Genomic DNA, 20962 nt, shown 5'->3' with positions numbered 1-20962 from the left:
CGTGAAAGTAACAGAATAAGATGCTTAAAAGAGGGGACGAAATTAATAGTTCCGATAAAATTATCTTACCCAAATTAATTTTCCCTGCGGTCCTTCAATAGCTACGGAAGACATAACGGCATTGCCACCTTTTAATTCCATTCGGTACAAATAAATTCCTACGGGAAGATTTTCCGGAAACCAAAACCATTCGTTTTTGCCTGCATGTAACGTACCCGATATTCTTTTAAATTCTCTTCCCTGCAAATCATAAACCGTGATGACAATTTCATTTTCAGGTAATATTGTTTCTAAATCAACATAAAACCGAAACCAGTCGCCGGAAGGATTTGGTCCGACGCCTGCATTGATCAGTTTAACCTGATCCGATATATTAAAATTGATAATATAATCCGGTACCTGGTTTCCACTCAGATCCATCGCTTTGACGCGGAGCCGGTAGCTCCCGGGGGGCAAATTTGCAAGAGTAAGTAATATCCGGAAGTCATTGGGAGCAGGTGCGTGAATGATAGCTTCCGAAAGAGAAATTTTCTGCTCTTTACAAGTTAAACAGTCCTTTGTCAGCCATACTTCAATATCTGTCGTATCGTTTCGGATGAGAAATTTATTTTCGTCAATGAGCTGTATGCCAACAACCGGTTCAGCTGAAACAAAATCGCCATCCGCCAGCAGACGATCATCAATGCTTACATGGAGAATGGGTTTAATCCTATCAGGAATTACCTGATAGGAGAATTGTATCTGGTTGTTCGTGTAAATTTCTTCCGGAAGCTTTTTAGAATTAAAAGTTACCGAAATCTGATGTGCTCCGGTTTCTCCCAGGGTTAAAAAACTAAGTGGTAAATCAAAAACATCATTTGCTGACAGCGCAGGGCCTTTGATCTTGAACCGCTCATTTTTTTTAATGCCTGAATGTGTTACAAAAACGTCAACAGAATCCTTGAATGCCGTTTTACTGATATTTTGATAGTAAATATTCGCTGTAAACTGTTCTCCCTCCTGAATTTCTGGCGGAATCGCCTGCTGCAAAAATGCAATGCCTTCCGGCAGGTTTTCTATGTTTGGGAAATCCGGATCGTAAATAACAGAACGGCTTTCCAGTGGCCGGTTTTCGCCTCCCGGAATGTACACACGCCAGAAAAACTTTTTTGATTTGTCAGAAAAAGTAATCTTTTGAATGGCTGTAAAGTTGTTTACCGATGCGGTGTTTTTTTGAGAAGAACTAAACGTGTTTACCGTATCCCATTCAAAAATGATTGTTTTGGTATTTCTGTCGAAGGGTATTTGCGCAATCAATTCAATTTCACGCTGGCTCGTACTATGACCATTCGGCGGAAGTAGCGGAAAAGCACCACCTTGCGGAATTAATAGTTTTTTTTCAAAACTATTATTTGATTCAATTTCCTCTGGTAACGCATTGTCCGGGTCCAGTGTGAATGCAATGGAACATTCGCCTGGATTACGAAACGGATTTTTAGTTTTGATAATTAAAGTATCCGCAAAGACCACAGGATCAAAAAGGGAAGGGTATGAAAATGTATTAAGACTGGCGTCGGTAGCTTTAATAGTCAGCTTACAGTTTTCTTTTTTAAACCGTCCATTATTTAAAACGCCAATCCGGATGCTGATTGAATCGCTCCATGAAGTGAGTTGTTTGCCCGAAACATCAGTTATCGTGATTGCCGTAGAATCGAATGTGTAATCAGGCAGTTTTGCAGGAAATATTCTGATCGCCGGATCGCCATGCAGGTTCATTTGCTGGGCGGTGATCCCGTCAGACAAAGTTGGGTATGCCAGCATGTTTCTGCGAATTGCTTCCTTTTGTATTGTGCCAAATGGTTCACTCGTAAAAGCGGAGTCGGCAAGTACTTCGTAAAATGCATCGGTATAATGTTTAAGAGATGAAGACACGCCGTTAAAAGTATGTGCAAGAAAGAGCACCGCTCCGTTCTTTTGAGAAAATATCCAGTCGGTGCTGATGGTTTTATTGGAATAAAAAATACTTCCTATCGCACAGCCATTTACAATGACGGCGGGATAAAAAGGATCATTCTGATATTTCCGGCTTTCGTCGCTGGCATAACCCAGATCGATATCAGAAACATCAATTCCTGAATGACCGTAAAGTGTCATCAGAGCCAATCCTTTATTGAGGTAATTAAACAATGGAAATTGTTCTACTTCTGAATCGTTTCGCTTGGAAAGGGTTTGCACACTGGCTCCCAAAGATGAGTTGGAAATTGTTTTTTCAAAGGAATTGACATAACCGCGAAAATCAACACGCTCAGAAGCAGATCGTCCGCCGCTTAAATGAAGTATATTTTTTCGCCAGGGCGCTGAAACAGGCTGCGCCTCCATGGCTCTTACTTTTTGTAAATAAGTCCAAACCTGTTCAGGCGTTTCTGCATTGATCCTGCCAATAGGAACGATTGGAACAAAAGGTTGATTTTTATTTAAATTCACCGACAAAGCCAGATCGGATCCCGGCCAGCCAGCATTGGGGACCATATCAACCGATCTTGCATTACGCAATTTGCGGGCTGTTTGCGGATCAATGGAATGGCCGATGATAAATACAAATTTCAGTTTCCCGTTTTGAAATAACCGGTTAATCATATTTCGAATACCCGAAGGACCCGGCTCTCCATAATTAAAACGGTCAAAAATTTCTTCACTGTTTATCACAATTGTTTTGTAGCCGCCTCCTTCCTTCGAGGCCCGGTAAAGAGCATAAGCTGCAACCGGATCCAGATCGTCGACCGGCTTTCGGACTAACGGATGGGAAATAATCAGATAGTCGGTTTGTAATGTATTGATCGGCTGAAAGTGTATGGTTTTAAGCGAAACGGCTTTTAAAGTTTCTTTCAGGCCAATTACACTGCGCGCTCCTGTGGTTTCAATTCCTGATTCGGTACTATTTAGTTTACGGAGGTTGTAAGGGTCAGAACAATCATAAAACCGCCATCCGTTAGCATTTCCTATTTCCCAAAATGTATTTTCACTTGCGCTGTTAAAATGAAAAATATTCTGTGAACCGGCGGAAGTCAAAGTTGTTTTCTGAGGATACCTCCATTTAACATGAGAGACAGATATCGTTCCTTTTTTTGCATAAACCGAAAAAACGAGTTTGCCGTTTTGGAGTGCCTTACCCATATCATCCCTTGTCAGATGAAAGCTGTATGTGACAGGCTGATAATCAGAGAATTTAATTGTGTTGATCTGCCGCCCAAGGTTGCCGGAATTACCTGCATGGATTTCAACTTCGTGCTGGCCTGCCTTTCGCCCCACTATTACCAGCTCAATTTCAATCTGATCTATGTTTTCGGAAAGCAGATTGGAGGTATTGATATCAACGGTTTGCCAGGAGTAATTTAACTCTTTGCCTGTCCATCCTTCTCCTGTGTCGTAAGCAGTCAATGCGGTGCCGTCTTCAAAACCGGTTCCCAGGGGATAAAAATTACCAGTGGAATAGTGACTGTTAAAGAGCGCAGAAGTTTCCTCATAGTGATAGTTGATGGCTTGCGTTGATTTTTCAACTGGTGATTTCGCAATTCTTTTGCCAGATAATCCATCCAACCGCCAGGTTAAAAAGTACGCTGCGGTGTCGGAATAAAGACTATAATACAAATGCGGGATCGCTTCCGGTTTTACATAAAACGCTGAATCCGGCATGCCGTCGTTTCGCTGACCGTAAAATCCGATCGAGCCGTTAAAACCCGACATGCCGGAAGTGTCGCTTTCAACTTCAATGGCCAGTTCTTTTCCACGCCTGAACATTTGAATGGAAGCCGCAGTAATATTGTCCAACGGCAGTCCGGCTGAACGTAATTCCTGGCTGGTAATTTTATAAAACCCGGTTTGGGTAATTGGGATACGAAGGTAAGTCTGGCTGACATTGATCCATTCGTCACCAAATAACGGCTGGGATTGTAAACGGGAGCTGATAAAAGCAAAAAGTATAAAACTTAAACAAATCCCCGCCCTCCTTATCCGAAAGGTATTTTTTATATTGAAGCTTTTATATTTCTGGTTTCTTCCGGACATACAAATTCATCGAAAAGGCGTGTTTATGGTCCTCGTCGATGCCATGGAATTCAGAAGAAATCAGATCCCAGTCTTTTAAATCAAATTCCGGGAAATAGGCGTCTCCTTCAACTTCTGCGTGGACGATGGTCAGGAAGAGCTTTTCGGCCAATGGTAATGTCTGCACAAAAACCGATGCTCCTCCCAATACAAATACTTCGTTTTCCTCCCGAAGTAACGCCATCGCAGTGTGAAGGTCTGTGGCGAACTGTGTTTCCGGATTTGGATACGTCTCAGGATGTTCGGTCAGAATGACATTCCGGTAGGTAGAATGCAGCGCGTCCGGCGCATCATAACTTTTTCGGCCCATTAAAAATGGCTTTCCGTTTGTAACCTTTTTGAAGTGTTTCCATTCGTCCGGCAAATGCCATGGAAGGTGATTTTCCTTTCCAATCACATGATTTTCGCTCATGGCAGCGATCAGGTAAAGTTTTGGTTGGTTATCCAACATGATGTCCGTTGACTGATGATTTTCTCAAAATATAAATCAATTCAGCAACATTTAAAATCAACACCGAAAATTTGCCGGTTAACCCTGATTATCAACCACTCATCAAATCTGTAAAAATTTATTAACATGGTACCTTGCATCGCAAAGTACCTGTGTATACCTTTGTAACGTAGAAAGTGAGAATCTTATCTATCAGCCATGAAATTATATCATTAATAAACACATGAACCCAATATGAATATTGAAAATGCCCAAGTGCAGATGCGGAAAGGGATCCTGGAATTCTGTATTCTGCACATCATATCCAGAGGCGAAGTATACGCTTCGGATATGTTGGATGAACTGACATCCGCCCGGATCATGGTTGTGGAGGGTACGCTTTACCCGCTGTTGACCCGGCTTAAAAACTCCGGCTGGCTGGACTACAAATGGGTGGAATCTTCATCGGGGCCTCCAAGAAAATACTATGTTTTGACTGATGAGGGGAAGATATTTCTGGATGCAATGCAGGCAACATGGTTTGAACTGGCTGATTCTGTGCAAACAATTATTCACCGCAGTGAAGAATTAAGCAAAACCGGCACATCCAATCCTAACTGATCAATTAAAGACATTCGATTATTACAATCATGAAAAAGACAATCAGCATAAATATAGGTGGCAGTATTTTCCATATAGAGGAAGATGGCTACGAGAAATTGAAAGGTTACCTTTCTGCAATACAAAAGTATTTTTCTTCTTTTGAAGACAGCAAAGAAATCCTCTCCGATATAGAAGGCAGAATTGCGGAACGTTTCCTGAACAAACAAAAAGCGGAAAGCAAACAGGTTATTTCCCTTACCGATGTAGACGAACTGATCGCCGCGATGGGTACCGTTGCCGATTTTGAAGCCATCGAACAGGCAGAAGATATCCTCGCAGATCCATTGGCAGCAGCGGCTCCAAAAAGCGCTCCGCGAGAAGAAATATTTACATCTTCTACTTTTGAAACACCTAAAACAGAGAACTTTAAATCCACAAATCCCAAAAAGCTTTACAGAGATTTACGCAGAAAACTGGCTGGTGGTGTAGCTGCTGGTCTGGCACATTACTTCACGATTGATCCGCTTTGGGTAAGACTTGCATTTTTGTTTGCAGTGATCGGTCTTCCTGCCGGTTCCGGTATTTTTAACCTGGACATGGAAGATGAATTTGGACCCTTTTCAGGTTTTATGGTGCTGGTGTATATAGCCATGTGGGTTGCCTTTCCCGGTTCTTCAACTTTGGAAGAAGATACCAAAATCAAGAAATTTTATCGTGATCCCGATCGTAAGGTTGTGGGTGGTGTAGCTGCCGGTGTTGCTTCCTATTTCGGGGTTGATCTGGGTGTCGTCCGTTTCCTTTGGGTACTTTCTATTTTGTTCTTTGGTACAGGATTCCTGATTTATATTGTGCTGTGGATTATCGCGCCGGTTGCGCATACCTTGACCGAGAAAATGGAAATGCAGGGTGAACCGATAACACTGTCCAACATCGAATCGAATATTAAACAAAGCCTGAACCTTGATGAAAAAACAGGTGAAGAAAATGCACTGTCCAAAATTTTACTTTTCCCTTTCCGTGCCATTGCGTTAATTATCGGTGCGCTGGGCAAGTTGCTTAAAGGTTTAGGACCTGTTTTAAGAATTCTGGTTGGTATTTTTCTGGTAGGTGTTTCAGCACTTGCTCTGATTAGCCTGGTTATCGCCGGCGGAATTATGCTTGGATTTACGAATGCGGCGCCTTTTGAAGATATGCCAATTCCTATGCGGATTTTACAGGAAATACCTGCAAGCCTGACTTTATCCGGATTTCTTGTAGCAGCAGTTCCTTTGGCAACCTTTCTTTTATTAGGACTTACGCTTTTATCAAACAAAAAAATCGTAGGCAGCTCGGTGTGGCTTACACTGCTTGGCCTTTGGATCGTAGGTAGTATCGTCAGCACCGTTCAAGGAATTTCCTTCTCACGCAACTTTGCAAAACGAGGTGATTTTGTTACCACAGCCTATTACCCGGTTCCAAACGGTACATTAACGCTCGATCAGAATGATGAAGACGACGACGAAAATGTGGATGTTGATATTTATCTCGCGGGTTTCAGCAGTACCGATAGTCTTAAACTAGAGAAAAAAGCATACTCAAGAGGACGCACGAGAGAAGACGCAGGTAAACTGGCTTCGGAAATGCAATATGAACCGGAAGTTAAAGATTCAGTCTTTCTGTTTCGCGAAGGACCTGAGTTTGGTAAAGGTGATCCGTTCCGTAATCAGGAAATTGACGTAACACTGCATATCCCTTATGACAGGCCGTTTGCCATGACGAGCAGTTTCTGGAATTCGGTTTCCCACCGAAATAACAGCTATCATCATCTTGATAATTATGACTTAAATGATGATGATGTAAACTGGACTACACTTCGCTGGGTGATGCGCCGCGATTCAGGCCTGGTTTGTATTAATTTACCTGAGAAATTTATCAGCAAAAATAATTCGGACAATCAGGAAGACCGTGAAGAATATAATTATGATGACGAAAACAGCGAACTAAATCTGGGAGAGCGCGGAAATTATATTAAAAAATTCCCGGTTGGTGATTTTCAAAAACTGGATATGGGCGGTGCTTATTCAATCAGTATCAGGCAGGGAGCAGAATTTAATGTTTCTGCCGATGGTGAAGAAGAAGATGTGGATGATTTGCAGGTGAGTGTTGAGAATGGTACGCTGCATGTAAAACGCTCGAAAGGTTTTAGTTTGTTCGACAATAAGAGCTGGAACCGTGTCGGGTTAATTATCACAATGCCAACGATTGAAAGTGTGAGTTTATCAGGAGCAAATAAAGCGCGGATTTCAGGCTTTACCGGTTTGTCCAAATTAAACATTGATGTTTCGGGTGCTTCTAAAACGGAAGTTAACGTGGGAGTAAGCGAACTGGTTGTAGAACTCACCGGTGCATCAAAAGCCAAATTTACAGGAAATGCCAAGTCGGCTAACTTTGATTTGTCAGGTGCCTGCAAACTGGATGCAACTGCAATGAACTTCGAAAATGTGGATATCGATGCTTCCGGAGCCTCTAAGGCAGAGTTTGGAAGAGTAGTTCATATTAAGAAAAGCACGAGTGGTGCAAGTAAAATTGAAGTAAGAGAATAATCTGAATACATCCGGAGCTGTGATAAAAGCAGTTCCGGATGCAACTTTTGATGATAGATAAACATCCTTGTTAAAACTCACAAAAATTGACAGATCATGAAAAAACTATTTTTATCAGGAATTTCGGGTTTGATGCTTGTTATGGTATCTCTAACCGCTTTTGCACAGGAAAGCCGCAGTTTTTCAGTTTCCGGTTTTAGCAAACTGGAAATGGGGAGCGCATTTAAAGTTGATGTAAAACAAGGAAGTAAATACAGCGTAACAACTTCGGGCAGAAGCGAAGACCTGAATGATCTGGAAGCAAACGTTTCAGGCGGAACTCTGAAACTTGGATATAAAGATAAAAACTGGGGTAAAAACCGCAAGACTGTCATTGTGAGTATTACCATGCCTGCTTTACAGGGCGTCGATTTTTCAGGTGCCAGTAAGGTAAATGTTGAAAGATTTTCAGGTGTAAAAACAATGGATATCGAGGTTTCAGGTGCTTCGCAGGTAACGATGGATCTGGCTGCTACGAAAGTTTCAATGGATTTATCAGGCGCATCACAGCTGTTGCTAACGGGACAATGTGATGTTCTGAACGGTGAAGTTTCGGGTGCTTCTTCATTTAAAGGGAAAGATTTTCCTGCAAAAGAAGTGAATATCGATGCTTCCGGAGCCAGCAGTGCGGCGGTTGCTGCAAGCACTTCTATTCATGCCGAAGCAAGCGGTGCAAGCAGCATCAGATATTCGGGAAATGCGAAAGATATTCATTCAAGCACATCCGGAGCTAGTTCTGTGAAAAGACAATAATTCACCATAGAAATGTACGTTTAGAGAAAAAGCCGGTATATGCCGGCTTTTTCTTTTGCCAGAAATCCTGTTGAAAAGCAACTTATTATTTTAAGAGTAATATATTTACGGACAATATACCTTCTTCTTCACTTTTAGAAATTTTGAAAATATTTTTAATAAGAAGAAATCTGAATTTAAATGATACGCTATACATCTATACTACTGATTTTACTTTGCTTTTGTATTTTTTCTCAGGATGTGTTTTCTCAGAAGCGTTCACAGTTTAATGGCAAATACATTCCTCCGTTTGGTGTACTAAGCCTCACGGGTAGCCTTGGGGTTGCCTATTACTATGGGGACTTAAACAATAAACCAAGTTTAAAACATTTGGGGCTTGGTCCGGCGATTTCTGTCGGGGCGCTTTACAGGGTTACCGAGCATTTCAGTGCCAGAGGCGAAGTTCGTTTTTATCAGGTATCCGGTGATCAAAAGTATTCCCAGTTTCCAATCGATAATCTTTCATTCCGCTCCCGAAATCCGGATGTCAATTTAGGTATACAGGCTGATTTGTTTTCCTTTAACCGCCGCTCGAAAGTAAATCCTTACCTTTTTCTGGGTATGAGTGCAACTTTCCTGAATACAAAAACCAATTTTAATGGTGATTGGGTAAGCCTTCCTCCACTTACGACCGAAGGAGTGAAGTACAGCCGTTTGCCGCTTTCAGTAAGCGGAGGTGCCGGAATTTCGTTTCAGGCGTTTGAGCGGCTGAGTATCGGGCTCGAATTAAACAGCAATTTTATGTTTTCCGATTATCTCGACGATGTTGCTACGGTTTATCCCAATCCGGATTTGTTACCCAGTGACCTGGCAAGACAGCTTTCAGACCGTTCTTCTGAAATCGGACTTACTCCCAAGGAGGCCGGTTGGCACCGTGGTGTAGGGGATATGAAAGACATCTACACGTTCTTTCAGGTTCGTGCAACTTATCTGATCGGGACAAGAATGCAGGCTATTGAACGTAAAAAAACGCGCTGCCCTAAATTCTAGGTTTTTAAGAAGGTTAAGCCTTTAATATTTTTCTGAATAATAAATTGAACATGCTCAAGGCCAAACATCCGCATCAGTCAGAAGTCATCATGACTGAAATGGTACTTCCCAATGACACCAATACGCTAAACAATCTAATGGGCGGACGGCTGCTTCACTGGATGGACATCTGCGCGGCTATTGCAGCACAGAAACATTCAAATCGTATTGTCGTTACTGCTTCTGTCGACAATGTTTCTTTCACTGAACCGATCAGGCTGGGAAACATTGTTACAATGAAGGCAAAAGTGACCCGGTCTTTTAATTCTTCCATGGAAGTTTTTCTGGAAGTGTGGGCAGAAGATATCCCAGCAGGGGTACGGGTGAGCACCAATCGTGCTTTTTACACCTTTGTAGCCGTAGACCAGAACGGACGTCCTATTGAAGTTCCGCCCCTGGAACCGGAATCCGATGAAGAGAATGAGCTTTTTATCAGCGCATTGCGTCGCCGTCAGCTTAGGCTGGTTTTGGCAGGAAGAATGAATCCATCCGAAGCCACTGAATTAAAAGCATTATTCGAAGTGCAATAAGGAAGCCCTCATCCCGTATTTTTTTGATACTTTTGCAGGATTAAATAACTGCAGAGCATGATATCGTACGCGCTTTTTTGCACATTCGGTCATTCTCTCACTCATCATATATTTTCATGGCAAAAGAAATTATTTTTTCAGATAAAGCACCGGCACCGATCGGACCTTACAGTCAGGCTGTAAAAGTGAACGGAACACTATATGTTTCCGGTCAAATCGCAGCGGAACTGGCGCAATCTGGTGATATCAAGGCAGAAGCTGGTGTCGTAATGCAAAACATTGGTCACATTCTGGGTGCAGCCGGACTTAGCTTTGGCAATGTGGTAAAATCCAGTATTTTCCTAAAAGATATGAATGACTTTGCAGCAGTGAACGAAATTTATGGTTCTTTTTTTAAGAGCGAACCGCCTGCACGTGAAACTGTTCAGGTAGCCCGTCTTCCGAAGGATGTGAATGTTGAAATTTCGGTGATTGCGGTGGAGTAGGGAATAGCCAAGGGTAGTCAGGTGATAGTCAAGTGTTGTCATGATGTGGTTAGGTTTAGTCTTTACTTGTGATGAACAACAAATGACAACCCCTGACAAATTATGACAATTCCTGACAAATTAAATAAGTTAATGTTCAAATAATGAATAAGTTACCAGTTCGGGTGAGATTCGCCCCCAGTCCAACGGGTCCGCTTCATGCAGGTGGTGTCCGTACGGCTTTATATAATTATCTTTTTGCCCGTCAGCAAGGCGGACAAATGCTGCTTCGTATTGAAGATACAGATCAGAACAGGTACGTTCCCGGTGCAGAAGCATACATCCTGGAAGCACTTGAATGGCTGGGAATTACAATAGATGAAGGGCCGCAAACCGGCGGGCCGCATGCACCTTACCGCCAGTCGGAAAGAAAGGAAATGTATCGCGAATATGCTGAAAGACTTGTTAGCGAAGGTAAAGCATACTACGCTTTTGATACAGCAGAAGATCTTGAAATCATGCGTAAGCGCCTGGAAGAGGCAAAAGTGGCTGCGGTGCAGTACAATGCCATCACACGCCAGGAGATGAAAAATTCGCTGACGCTTTCTGCGGAAGAAACAAAGGCAAGACTGGAAAGCGGGGAACCTTATGTAATCCGGATGAAAATCATGCCGAAAGAGGATATTCGTTTCAATGACCTGATTCGCGGATGGGTGGTTGTTCATTCGTCGCAGATCGATGATAAGGTTCTGCTGAAATCGGACGGAATGCCTACTTATCATTTGGCCAACATCGTCGATGACCATTTGATGGGAATTACGCATGTGATCCGTGGTGAAGAATGGCTTCCTTCGGCTCCGCTGCATGTTTTGCTTTATCGTTATTTTGGCTGGGAAAACACCATGCCGCAATTTGCCCATCTTCCGCTGCTTTTGAAACCAGATGGAAACGGTAAGTTGTCAAAACGTGATGCTGATCTGGGTGGATTTCCTATTTTCCCATTGGAATGGACCGATCCGAAAACAGGTGATAAGGCTAAGGGTTTCCGTGAAGAAGGGTATTCTCCGGAAGCAACAGCAAACTTTCTTGCCCTGCTTGGATGGAATGCCGGCACGGAGCAGGAAATATTCAGTATGGATGACCTGATCAAATCATTTAGTTTTGATCGTGTACATAAAGCCGGCGCGCGTTTTGACATTCAGAAAGCGAACTGGTTTAATCAGCAATACCTGAAACTGAAAGATGATACGGTGATTGCGGAGGAAGTAAAGCCATTTTTTGCAGCTAAGGGAATTAATGTAAGTGATGAGCAGGTAGCACAGATCGTTCACCTGCTTAAAGACCGTGTTCATTTTGTAAAGGAAATCGCAGATGAATCGGTATTCCTTTTTAATGCTCCCGAGATTTACGATCAGGATGTTGTTGTAAAAAAATGGAATGAAGAGGCGGTAAACGGTATTTCTGGTTTTAAAGATGCTTTGGAAGCGTTTGAAGGAGATTTTGTAGCGGATCAAATCAAAGCAACACTTTCTTCGACGATGGAATTGCTCGGCATTAAAATGGGTAAGATCATGCAGGCTTTGCGTCTGGCAGTAACTGGCGCGGGAGCTGGTCCGGATCTGATGGTGATCATGGAAATTTTAGGTAAGGAAGAAGTTGTGAACAGGCTGAATAATGCCCTTAACCGCTTACCTGCCCAAATTCGCCTGGCATAGTTTTAAATATACCGTTTGATCAATTTGATTTGATATACGGCCGCTGGTTGTATACTTTCGTTACAGTAAATTTTTATTTACCAGGTTTGGTCAGGCAATCGAAAAGCAGTTCTGACCGGGCCGAAAGCCCAAAAATGTATGGCGAAGAAAAAACAAACCGATGCGGCTAAACCGGTTAACGAAAAGCCAAGAGTGCATAAAGACCTGGAAGGGTTCGACATTCAGATCAATTCGTTTGGTGAAATCTCTACCAGTTTTGATATGGATCGTATTAATGCATTTTTAAATAAAAATGTAGACGATAAAAAGCTTCGCGACCGTGAGGACATACCGGGCCGGAAAACCCGTAAGGTAAAGCCAAAAGCAACCGGCGAGGAAGAAGAGGAGTGACAATTGCTGACGGATACCAGTTCTGATTCAAACTTGTAAAACAATAAACCTTAAAATTTGAAATGATTTCACACGAGATTGATTACAAAATTATCGGCGACGATATTCAGGTCGTTGAAGTTGAACTGGATCCTAACGAAACGGTCATCGCTGAGGCCGGAGCTATGCTTTATATGGAAGACGGAATTCAGTTCCAGACCAAAATGGGCGACGGTTCTGAGCCTAACCAAAGTATCATGGGTAAAATATTTCAGGCTGGAACGCGGGTACTTACCGGTGAGTCACTGTTTATGACGCATTTTACAAATCATGGTGTTGGTAAGAGAAAGGTAGCTTTTTCAGCGCCCTATCCGGGAACGATCATGCCGGTTGACCTTTCCAAAATCTACGGTAACGAACTGATTGTTCAGAAGGATGGATTTCTTTGTGCTGCAATGGGAACAAGTATGAAAATCCACTTCAACCAGCGCTTTGGTTCAGGCTTATTTGGTGGTGAAGGTTTTATCCTGCAAAAACTGAAAGGCGATGGAATGATCTTCGTTCATGCCGGTGGTGTGGTGATGGAACGTCAGCTGAATAACGAAACACTTAGGGTTGACACGGGTTGTGTTGTTGCTTTTGAGCAATCACTGAGTTTTGATATTCAACGTTCAGGTGGTTTGAAATCGATGGTTTTTGGCGGTGAAGGAATGTTCCTGGCAACGCTTAAGGGCACCGGACGTTGCTGGATACAGTCTATGCCGATATCCAAACTGATTCAGCGCTTGTCGATAGGCGGCCCGAACTCCAGAAAAGAAAGCGGCTCGATCATCGGAGGATTGGGCAATTTGTTTGAAGATTAATAAGGTTCAGTTTTATATAGTTTTTGAAAGAGGTAAGTGCTTTGTGCTTGCCTCTTTTACTTTTTTAAGTCAGTCTAATTGCTTCACCGAAACAGAACAGTCTGTGTGCTTACACCTGTTTGACTGACAATCCTAAGGAAGTAGTTTCCGGCAGGAAGTTCATAAACCGGTCTTGCCGTAGTCACACCGATTACTTCGCGTTGATTTGTAAGTACGGGATGTTCACGCCCCAAAACATCAAACAAATTGCATTTTAAGATCGGTTCTGCTTCATCGGATCGCAGGTAGAACTCTTTGACAACCGGATTTGGAAAAACAATAAAACGTGGCGGTGCTCCTTTTTGAAAAACAGTAACAACAGGAGAATGTGATATCTTTCCATTTTGGTGCTCCAAACGTATCCGATAAAAGATGGTACTTTCATCTGCATTTAAATCAGAAAAGTAATAAAGACGAGAATCATTCTGATTGTTTATGGCCGCTACTGTTTGCAGGTCAGAATAGGTTTCACCATCGGTTGTCTTCTGCAAAACCATTTGTGTTAGTTCAGGATTTGCAGCCATCAGCCAGGAAATCACAATCTGCTGACCCATAAGGCGTGCTGAGATGTGATGGATAAAGTCATTTTCCGATAAAGATTTATCTACATAAAATTCGGTTGACCTGCTGCCTGCTAAGATGGGACGCCTACCGACAACCCTGAGTTTATATATTCCATTTTTGATATTTTCAGGGAGAGTTACGCTTAGCGGACTTTCATTTCCAATGCCTACTGTTTCAACAAATTTCCCTTCTTCATTTAGTAATTCTGCATGTATCTCAGCCGGTGAATCGTTGGATCCGCTAACACGAAATGGAAGTAAAAAACTTGCTCCGGGTTTTAAAGCGGAGGGAACAATACCTGTATAAATAACGGTTTTTGGTTCAAACGGAATGACTTTTTGAAATACTGAGTCGGTTAAGGTACGGTTCCAGGCTGCGGCTGCCAATGATAAACCCTGCGTTCCGCCTTTGATGTTTTCAAAATGCCCGTGTCCGGGCCGGGGAACCTGAATGGTGTCGAGATTTGGTCCTGGAAAAGTGTTTAGATTTTTTAAAATGGAAAGCTGGTTTTGTGCATTGATAACCGGCTGGTAAGGACGATCAGAGGTATAACTAACCGAATTTCTTGCAATGAACCAAGGCAGATCATATCCCGAATCCCGTCTGCTGTTTTCAATCAGCGTTTTAATATTGTTGAAATAGTTGTCCTCGGTAAATCCCAGCTGACCGTCGTTTTCACCATGTGACCACAATACAGCCCTGGCTCCGAGCCATGAATTGAAATATCGTATGGTGTTGATGAGATTGGTGTAGGGTTGCCGGTTGGGCCAGTTTTTCCCGACGTATAAATTATAGGCATCCTTCCCGGAAGCCGCGTCCCTGTAATTTTCAGAATTGGCGGCAGCCCAGGCTGCATTTAGAAATAAAACAGGGGTATTCATTTTTTTGAAAAGCAAATCTCCCAGTTCGCCCCAATACCAGGAAGCTTCACCGGACGGGAAAATTAAGTTATCAGAAATAACCGGAGTAAATTTCGGAAGCTGCATAGGTTCATCCGGAGCGACTGTGATAATTTCCTGATTCAGCATTTTGTTGGTTGCATTAAAGGCAACGACATTTCCTGATGCATTTTTAGATCCAAGTCCCGGGATTCCCATGGCGTTAGAGTTTCCCGCTACTAAGAAAACTTCTCCTACACCTACGCGGGATACGATTGCAGTGTCGGTGATTCCGTTGGCTGCATAGCCACGTAATTTTAGTTTATACCAACCGGTTTTTGCCTGAATTGTAGTATTTAAAAAACCTTGTTGAATTTGCTGCTGGTCAAAAACCCATTCGACTTTTGGATGTTTGTTACCTTCTTCGGGTAGTAGTTGGGCTTCAACTTTGGAATATGGAAAGTAAGAATATGCTGTGATAGAAATGGATGCAACGCCCAGATTGTTACGCTGTTGAACCTGATTGTTTAGCGGACTGGTAATGATAAGCTGTGCATGCGGTTGACTTACAGCCGGATTGAGGATAAACAGTGTAAAGATGGTCGTTTTGAAAAAAAACAACTCCCTGACAAAATGGAAACGATGTCTTAAAATCTTTTTTACCATGCGGCATCGGGTTATCTTTCTCGGTGGTTTTATGAAGTTAAGTTATTTGGCAGGGAAAAATGTCAGGTTTTTTAATAAAGCAAAGAGCCGGTCCCGTTTTTGATCGGCAACCGGCTCTTTAAAGCAAACTTAAATCAATTAATTGTAACCCGGATTCTGAGGTTTCAGATTAGGGTTATTCAGCATTTCCTGAATACCAAGCGGAAACAACAGATGTTTTTCTTTTAACTCGACTCCGGCTCCTACGTTCAGGTTGAGATGCCCAATGAAATTATCAAAACCCTTGGTCTTTTCATTGAAAACTTTTCTTAGACGAACCATGTCAAACCAGGTAATACCTTCATAGGCGAATTCATACCATCGCTCTTTCCATACTGCTTCGCGGAATGTTGCCTGGGTGTAAGTTCCCAGTGCTGGTGTAGTTAGCTGTGCACGGTCACGAATGCGTTTAAAGGCATCGTAAGCTTCCTGATTCAGTCCAACTTCATTCTGAGCTTCTGCATAAATCAACAGAACTTCTGCGTAACGGATCAGGTTTACATTCAGATTGTTTAATCTGGTAGGTGTAATGCCCGGCCCGCCCAGTGCTGCAATGTTAAAGTATTTAAACACATAAGGGGCTTCCAGCTGAAATTCGGCCCCGGTCCCGTTGGTGTAATAGGAAGTATAGAACCAGCCATCCTGATTTTTCTTTCTCAGGTCTTTGTCATCGTAAGAATTGTAAAATGACGTGGTTGGAACCGTACTTCCGGTTCCGCTGGGACCTGAGTAAGTTACAGGCTTAAAGTTCGGGAAGAAGTCATTTAAAGGAAACTGGGCCACCGAACTGTTGTACTGAATCTGGAATATATGCTCAACACGGTTTTTCAGGGTTTCCTGATGCAGCTCTCTGTAAGTAGGGAACAAACCCAGTGTACTTGAATTTGCTTTTGAATACGTAATTACTTCCAGTGCCTTGTCTGCCGCTAGCTTATAATGCGAGGCACCTTTGCTCAGCGGAAACCCTGCCATAGTGAGATAAACTTTCGCCAACAGTGATTTCGCTGCCATTTGTGTAGCTCGTCCCGTAGTTGCAGTTGCCGGTAACCCTGCCGCTTCTGCCGCAATAAGGTCTTCTACGATAAGTTTGTAGATTTCTTCCTGTGACGTTCTGGAAGGGCTAAAGTCTGCTGATTCGGTTGTCTGTGGCTTTGTGACCAGCGGAGCATCTCCCCACATACGCACAACATAAAAGTAGGCCCAGGCTCTGAGAAATCGGGCTTCACCAATTAATCTTTTTTTCACTGGTTCATCTGCTGCCGGGAAAGTAATGCCGGGTATCTTTTCAATACCCAAATTAGCATTTGCAATGATCCGGTAAAGTCCATTCCACCAGTTGTTTACATGGCCTGTATTGCCGTCGTAGGTCAGCGAATACAGGTTGTTCAGATCAGAGTTTTGACCTGTCTGAGTAGTTGCAGTACCAGTTACGGCTTCCAGCAATTGCCAGTTGGCCGAAAAAATACCCGCTCCTTCACCATAGAATCGCAAGCCGGCATAGGTTGCATTTACAACGGATTGTGCATGATCGGGAAGTGTAAAAAAGTCATCCGGCTGTAAAGCAGAAGGGTTTTTCTCATCCAGAAAGTCGCTGCAACTGGAAGGACCAAGAAGCACAGCTCCGCACAAGAGTATTTTTGTAAGATTTTTTCTATTAAATAGTTTCATTTTCAATGTCATTTAATGTTCAATGAGTCTGACCTTTTAGAATGCAATCTGCAAACCAGCCGTGTAAGTCGTTGGTCGTGGGTATCCGTGCCAGATCATACCTTGTGAGAATACATTTTCCGTGTCAAAGTTACCACGAATAGGTGTTTGTTCAGGATCGCCATGAGGATACTTGCTGATCAGGAAGAAGTTTTGAGCAGATAAATAAACTCTCAATTTGCTCATTTTCAACTTGCTCGCCAGTTCCGACGGGAACGAGTATCCCAGAAGCAGGTTACGTCCGCGGATAAATGATCCGTCAAAGATCCAGTGTGTATCTACATTGGTTACATATCCCGCTTTGGTATCGCGCAGCTCAGCTATTTGTGAGTTTTGGTTGGTTGGTGTCCAGGCTCCCAATACGGTGGCATAACTGTTAGCAAGTGATACACGGTCTTCACTGGCGTGCAGGTTCATATCCATCAGGTCATTTCCGTAAGAAAATTGCATGTCAAACGTAAGGTCAAAATTTCCGTATCGTATTGTGTTTGCCAGGGTTCCCCAACCTTTCGGGCTGCCATTTCCGATAATGCTGCGATCCGCATCTGTGATAGCTCCATCACCATTCACATCTTTATACTTAATATCGCCCGGAAGCATTTTCAGGTTACCACGGTAGCTTGTGAATCTGGCCGCTTCATCCCTTTCAGCTTCCGACCATGTTCCCAGCCGGGTAAGTCCCCAGAATGCGCCAACAGGTTCGCCGATCCGAATAATACTTGTTTGGTTTGTGATAGAAGGGCCACCCACACCAAAAATATCTGACGGTGTAGCCAGTGACAATACTTTGTTACGGTTAAATGAAATATTGAAACTGGTATTCCAGGAGAATTTTGAATTTTCAATATTTACAGTGTTCAAGCCAAATTCAAATCCTTTGTTTTCCATCGAACCTACGTTCTTGCGGATGGTAGCATAACCACTTGTGCGGGGCACGGGTGCGTCCAGAAGCATGTCAGTGGTTTTTCTGTAATAATAATCAGCTTCCAGATTTATTCTTCCTTTCAAAAAGCTGATTTCCAGTCCGGCATCTGTCTGAGCCGTTTTTTCCCATCTCAGATCCGGGTTTGGTAAAACGCTGATACCCGTTCCACTCACTCTTGATTCACTAAATACACTTGCATAAGTAGAACTTAAAAGAGGCAAAGAAGAATACGGAGGAATTTCAGAGTTACCAGTCACACCGTAGCTTGTGCGTAGCTTAAGATTGGAAATAAGTGTATTGTTTTTCAGGAATTCCTCATCCGATACTTTCCATGCAAATGCAGCAGATGGGAAGAATGCAAATTTATGGTCCCGACCGAATTTGGATGAACCGTCCGCACGGCCAGTCACTGTGAAAAGGTATTTTTCCAGCAGTGTATAATTAATACGTCCAAAGTAGGAATTAAATGCAAATCGTGACGCTCCCGATACGTAAGGATTTGATGAAGGAAGCGTTGCTCCTGCGCCAAGGTTATCATATCCAAAGTAATCCGTTGCGAAATTTTGAGATCCAACCCCGGAAGTTGAGATATTGGTTTCTTGCCAGGATATACCCGCAAGAACATTAAAAGAATGAATTCCGACCGTTTTATTATAAGTTAAATAGTTTTCCCATGACCAGAACGTTTCTTTTCTGTTTTCTTTTCTCGCTGTTCCCAATTCATTCGGAGTGAGGGAGCGTGTCTGAGATTGATTTATGTCCTGGTTAATTACATTAATTCCCAAAACCGATCGCAGTTCAAGGCCTTTTGCGAGAGTTACGTTGCCATAAAGGCTACCGAGCGTTGTTTGAGTATTCAGGTTGTATTTACGTCCCATCAGGCGGTGAACGGAGCTAAACGCTCCCTCTGCTCCGGGATAATCGCGGTTGTTGGCATAAACACCATCCTTGTATTTTACAGGAAGAAACGGAAAATCTTCAACCATCTGGCGTGGAACCGCGTCATTGATATCGACCAGATTTTCAGCCTGATTATTATAGCTAAGCGTTCCGCCGATCCGCAGCCATTTTTTTACCTGATCATCAATACTGAATCGGGACGAATAACGCTTCAGATAAGATGTTTTGATCAAACCCTGGTCATCGCGGTAGCCAAGTGAAAGCGAGTAGGTTGTTTTATTATTACCTCCGCTAAATCCAAGCTGATGGTTTTGAGAAACTCTGTTTTGTGTGGCTTCATCAAACCAGTTTGTATCATAGTTAGGGGCAAATTTTTTGGTGCCGTCAGGATTGGTGGTAACCGTGAAAATTTCAGGATACTTATCCTGCAATTGTTGACGGCGAACCTGTGGATTATGGCTGGCGTATTTTCCCTCTGCCCATCCTGCAGGATCATACTTCTGCATGTTTTTGTAAGAAAGATCTTCTACGTCCAGATATTGCTGTGCATTCAATACTTTGGCACGCTTTGGTCCTGCTGTTGGTACGCTCAGATCCAGGTTATAGGTAATGATTCCATCACCGGATTTACCTCTCCTGGTGGTGATCATAATTACACCATTTGCGCCTCGTGCTCCATAAATGGCTGTGGATGAGGCATCTTTTAAAACTTCAACCGATACAATGTCGTTAGGGTTGATAAAGTCGATAGCCTGGCTTGACTGGTTCTGATTACCCTGGGGCAGCATCACACCATCCACCACATACAATGGGTTATTAGATGAGTTAATTGAGCTAAAACCACGAATACGTACGTTTGAACGTCCACCCGGGCGTCCTGAATTAACGTTAACCTGTACTCCGGAAACTTTTCCCTGTAACGCCTGATTCAATGAAGGAACAGGACGTTCTCTTAATTCGGCTTCTTTTACCGAACCGACAGAACCAGTTAGATCTGATTTTCTGGCAGTACCGTATCCGATTACCACCACTTCGCTAAGGGCTTTTGAATCGGATTCGATCGTTACATCTACAACACTTTTGGTTCCAACGGCAACCTCCTGGCTGATATAGCCAACAAAGCTGAAAACGAGCGTTGTGCCGTCATCAGCAACTGTAATGGTGTAGTTCCCTTCTGCGTCGGTAGTTGTTCCGGTGCTTGTACCTTTCACAATAACGTTAACACCTGGAAGCCCTTCTCCATTGCTTTTGTCAACTACTTTGCCCTTAATAGATCTTTCTGCAATAATATTGATGCCGAAATTGCCACTTGTTATATTCCGGAAATTTGCTTCGGCCTGTGTGGCACACATGAGTGCCAGGAAGAATGGCACACACTTCGAAAGTACGGCCCTGTTTCGGGTCATACCTGGAGAGGTAGTGATTTTTTTCATTAATTAGATTTGTTAGGTAAACTGGTAATTTGGTATCTATTGAGTTTGCGATGCGCAGGTTACATTGACCTGGTAAGTTTTATCATAGATAAAAGGTTAAATGGTTAGTTATAGTTAATAATCAAAAAGTGCAATTCGATTTTTGGTATAATTAAATCTTATTGTGAATTTTTGATGATAATAAAATCTGAGGGTGGGGCCTGAAACTTGAATATTTAGGATATCAGTTCAAGGCTGTGAAGTAATCTGGTGCCAAATAACATTAATATTTTCATTATTTAATGCACTTTAACATAAAGATAACATTGCAAA

14 protein-coding genes are annotated in these 20962 nt (G+C 42.8%); 9 read left to right on the top strand and 5 right to left on the bottom strand.

The annotated features are described in order from the left end of the window. Positions 1–60: 60 nt before the first annotated feature. Both porU2 and E0F88_RS23770 read right to left on the bottom strand, forming a co-directional pair. Complete coding sequence (gene porU2 / locus E0F88_RS33785; RefSeq protein ID WP_229213891.1) at positions 61–4044, bottom strand: putative type IX secretion system sortase PorU2; 3984 nt, start codon at positions 4042–4044, stop codon at positions 61–63. After that, positions 4019–4534 (bottom strand): dihydrofolate reductase, encoded by a 516-nt coding sequence (locus tag E0F88_RS23770; protein WP_229213890.1) that lies wholly within the window; start codon positions 4532–4534, stop codon positions 4019–4021. Before E0F88_RS23770 ends, porU2 begins: the two co-directional genes overlap by 26 nt. Before the next feature lie 234 nt (positions 4535–4768). Here E0F88_RS23770 and E0F88_RS23765 point away from each other — a divergent pair, with 234 nt between their 5' ends. The 9 genes from E0F88_RS23765 to E0F88_RS23725 all read left to right on the top strand — a co-directional run bounded on the left by E0F88_RS23765 (position 4769) and on the right by E0F88_RS23725 (position 13499). After that, positions 4769–5134 carry a PadR family transcriptional regulator gene (locus E0F88_RS23765; RefSeq protein ID WP_131960779.1) on the top strand — a complete coding sequence of 122 codons (366 nt, stop codon included), beginning with the start codon at positions 4769–4771 and terminating at the stop codon, positions 5132–5134. 29 nt (positions 5135–5163) lie between these two features. Then, the gene (locus E0F88_RS23760) at positions 5164–7698 is read left to right on the top strand and encodes a PspC domain-containing protein (RefSeq protein ID WP_131960778.1); all 2535 of its coding nucleotides are present in this window, start codon (positions 5164–5166) and stop codon (positions 7696–7698) included. Between the two features lie 96 nt (positions 7699–7794). Next, positions 7795–8490, top strand: coding sequence for a head GIN domain-containing protein (locus E0F88_RS23755; RefSeq protein ID WP_131960777.1), 696 nt, complete (start codon positions 7795–7797; stop codon positions 8488–8490). A gap of 180 nt (positions 8491–8670) precedes the next feature. Further along, entirely contained in the window at positions 8671–9519 is an 849-nt protein-coding gene (locus tag E0F88_RS23750; RefSeq protein ID WP_131960776.1) for an outer membrane beta-barrel protein, read from the top strand. A gap of 50 nt (positions 9520–9569) precedes the next feature. Continuing rightward, positions 9570–10088, top strand: a complete 519-nt coding sequence (locus tag E0F88_RS23745) for an acyl-CoA thioesterase (RefSeq protein ID WP_131960775.1) — start codon at positions 9570–9572, stop codon at positions 10086–10088. Between the two features lie 116 nt (positions 10089–10204). Beyond that, positions 10205–10573 carry a Rid family detoxifying hydrolase gene (locus E0F88_RS23740; RefSeq protein ID WP_131960774.1) on the top strand — a complete coding sequence of 123 codons (369 nt, stop codon included), beginning with the start codon at positions 10205–10207 and terminating at the stop codon, positions 10571–10573. A 143-nt stretch (positions 10574–10716) separates the two neighbouring features. Then, the gene (gene gltX, locus E0F88_RS23735) at positions 10717–12267 is read left to right on the top strand and encodes a glutamate--tRNA ligase (RefSeq protein ID WP_131960773.1); all 1551 of its coding nucleotides are present in this window, start codon (positions 10717–10719) and stop codon (positions 12265–12267) included. Between the two features lie 138 nt (positions 12268–12405). Continuing rightward, positions 12406–12657, top strand: a complete 252-nt coding sequence (locus E0F88_RS23730; RefSeq protein ID WP_131960772.1) for a hypothetical protein — start codon at positions 12406–12408, stop codon at positions 12655–12657. A 62-nt stretch (positions 12658–12719) separates the two neighbouring features. After that, positions 12720–13499 (top strand): TIGR00266 family protein, encoded by a 780-nt coding sequence (locus E0F88_RS23725; RefSeq protein ID WP_131960771.1) that lies wholly within the window; start codon positions 12720–12722, stop codon positions 13497–13499. Positions 13500–13582: 83 nt separating this feature from the next. Here the strand turns inward: E0F88_RS23725 and E0F88_RS23720 are convergent, their stop codons facing one another. The 3 genes from E0F88_RS23720 to E0F88_RS23710 all read right to left on the bottom strand — a co-directional run bounded on the left by E0F88_RS23720 (position 13583) and on the right by E0F88_RS23710 (position 20650). After that, entirely contained in the window at positions 13583–15646 is a 2064-nt protein-coding gene (locus E0F88_RS23720; protein ID WP_131960770.1) for a T9SS type A sorting domain-containing protein, read from the bottom strand. Positions 15647–15784: 138 nt separating this feature from the next. After that, positions 15785–17353: a RagB/SusD family nutrient uptake outer membrane protein gene (locus tag E0F88_RS23715; protein WP_131960769.1), complete on the bottom strand. Its 1569-nt coding sequence runs from the start codon at positions 17351–17353 to the stop codon at positions 15785–15787. 36 nt (positions 17354–17389) lie between these two features. Continuing rightward, the gene (locus E0F88_RS23710) at positions 17390–20650 is read right to left on the bottom strand and encodes a SusC/RagA family TonB-linked outer membrane protein (RefSeq protein WP_229213889.1); all 3261 of its coding nucleotides are present in this window, start codon (positions 20648–20650) and stop codon (positions 17390–17392) included. Positions 20651–20962: the final 312 nt, after the last annotated feature.

Origin of the sequence: Dyadobacter psychrotolerans (assembly GCF_004349265.1) — a bacterium.
GTDB classification, from domain to species: domain Bacteria; phylum Bacteroidota; class Bacteroidia; order Cytophagales; family Spirosomataceae; genus Dyadobacter; species Dyadobacter psychrotolerans.
The sequence above is the reverse complement of the archived record's forward strand: the minus strand, read 5'-3'. Positions and strand labels throughout refer to the sequence as shown.

Bases quoted from the DNA above. Each gene is read 5' to 3' on its own strand.
- E0F88_RS23715 (WP_131960769.1), bottom strand. From the start codon at position 17,353: ATGAAACTATTTAATAGAAAAAATCTTACAAAAATACTCTTGTGCGGA.
- E0F88_RS23770 (WP_229213890.1), bottom strand. From the start codon at position 4,534: ATGTTGGATAACCAACCAAAACTTTACCTGATCGCTGCCATGAGCGAA.
- E0F88_RS23765 (WP_131960779.1), top strand. From the start codon at position 4,769: ATGAATATTGAAAATGCCCAAGTGCAGATGCGGAAAGGGATCCTGGAA.
- E0F88_RS23750 (WP_131960776.1), top strand. From the start codon at position 8,671: ATGATACGCTATACATCTATACTACTGATTTTACTTTGCTTTTGTATT.
- E0F88_RS23720 (WP_131960770.1), bottom strand. From the start codon at position 15,646: ATGGTAAAAAAGATTTTAAGACATCGTTTCCATTTTGTCAGGGAGTTG.
- E0F88_RS23740 (WP_131960774.1), top strand. From the start codon at position 10,205: ATGGCAAAAGAAATTATTTTTTCAGATAAAGCACCGGCACCGATCGGA.
- gltX (WP_131960773.1), top strand. From the start codon at position 10,717: ATGAATAAGTTACCAGTTCGGGTGAGATTCGCCCCCAGTCCAACGGGT.
- E0F88_RS23745 (WP_131960775.1), top strand. From the start codon at position 9,570: ATGCTCAAGGCCAAACATCCGCATCAGTCAGAAGTCATCATGACTGAA.
- E0F88_RS23710 (WP_229213889.1), bottom strand. From the start codon at position 20,650: ATGAAAAAAATCACTACCTCTCCAGGTATGACCCGAAACAGGGCCGTA.
- E0F88_RS23755 (WP_131960777.1), top strand. From the start codon at position 7,795: ATGAAAAAACTATTTTTATCAGGAATTTCGGGTTTGATGCTTGTTATG.
- E0F88_RS23725 (WP_131960771.1), top strand. From the start codon at position 12,720: ATGATTTCACACGAGATTGATTACAAAATTATCGGCGACGATATTCAG.
- porU2 (WP_229213891.1), bottom strand. From the start codon at position 4,044: ATGTCCGGAAGAAACCAGAAATATAAAAGCTTCAATATAAAAAATACC.
- E0F88_RS23730 (WP_131960772.1), top strand. From the start codon at position 12,406: ATGGCGAAGAAAAAACAAACCGATGCGGCTAAACCGGTTAACGAAAAG.
- E0F88_RS23760 (WP_131960778.1), top strand. From the start codon at position 5,164: ATGAAAAAGACAATCAGCATAAATATAGGTGGCAGTATTTTCCATATA.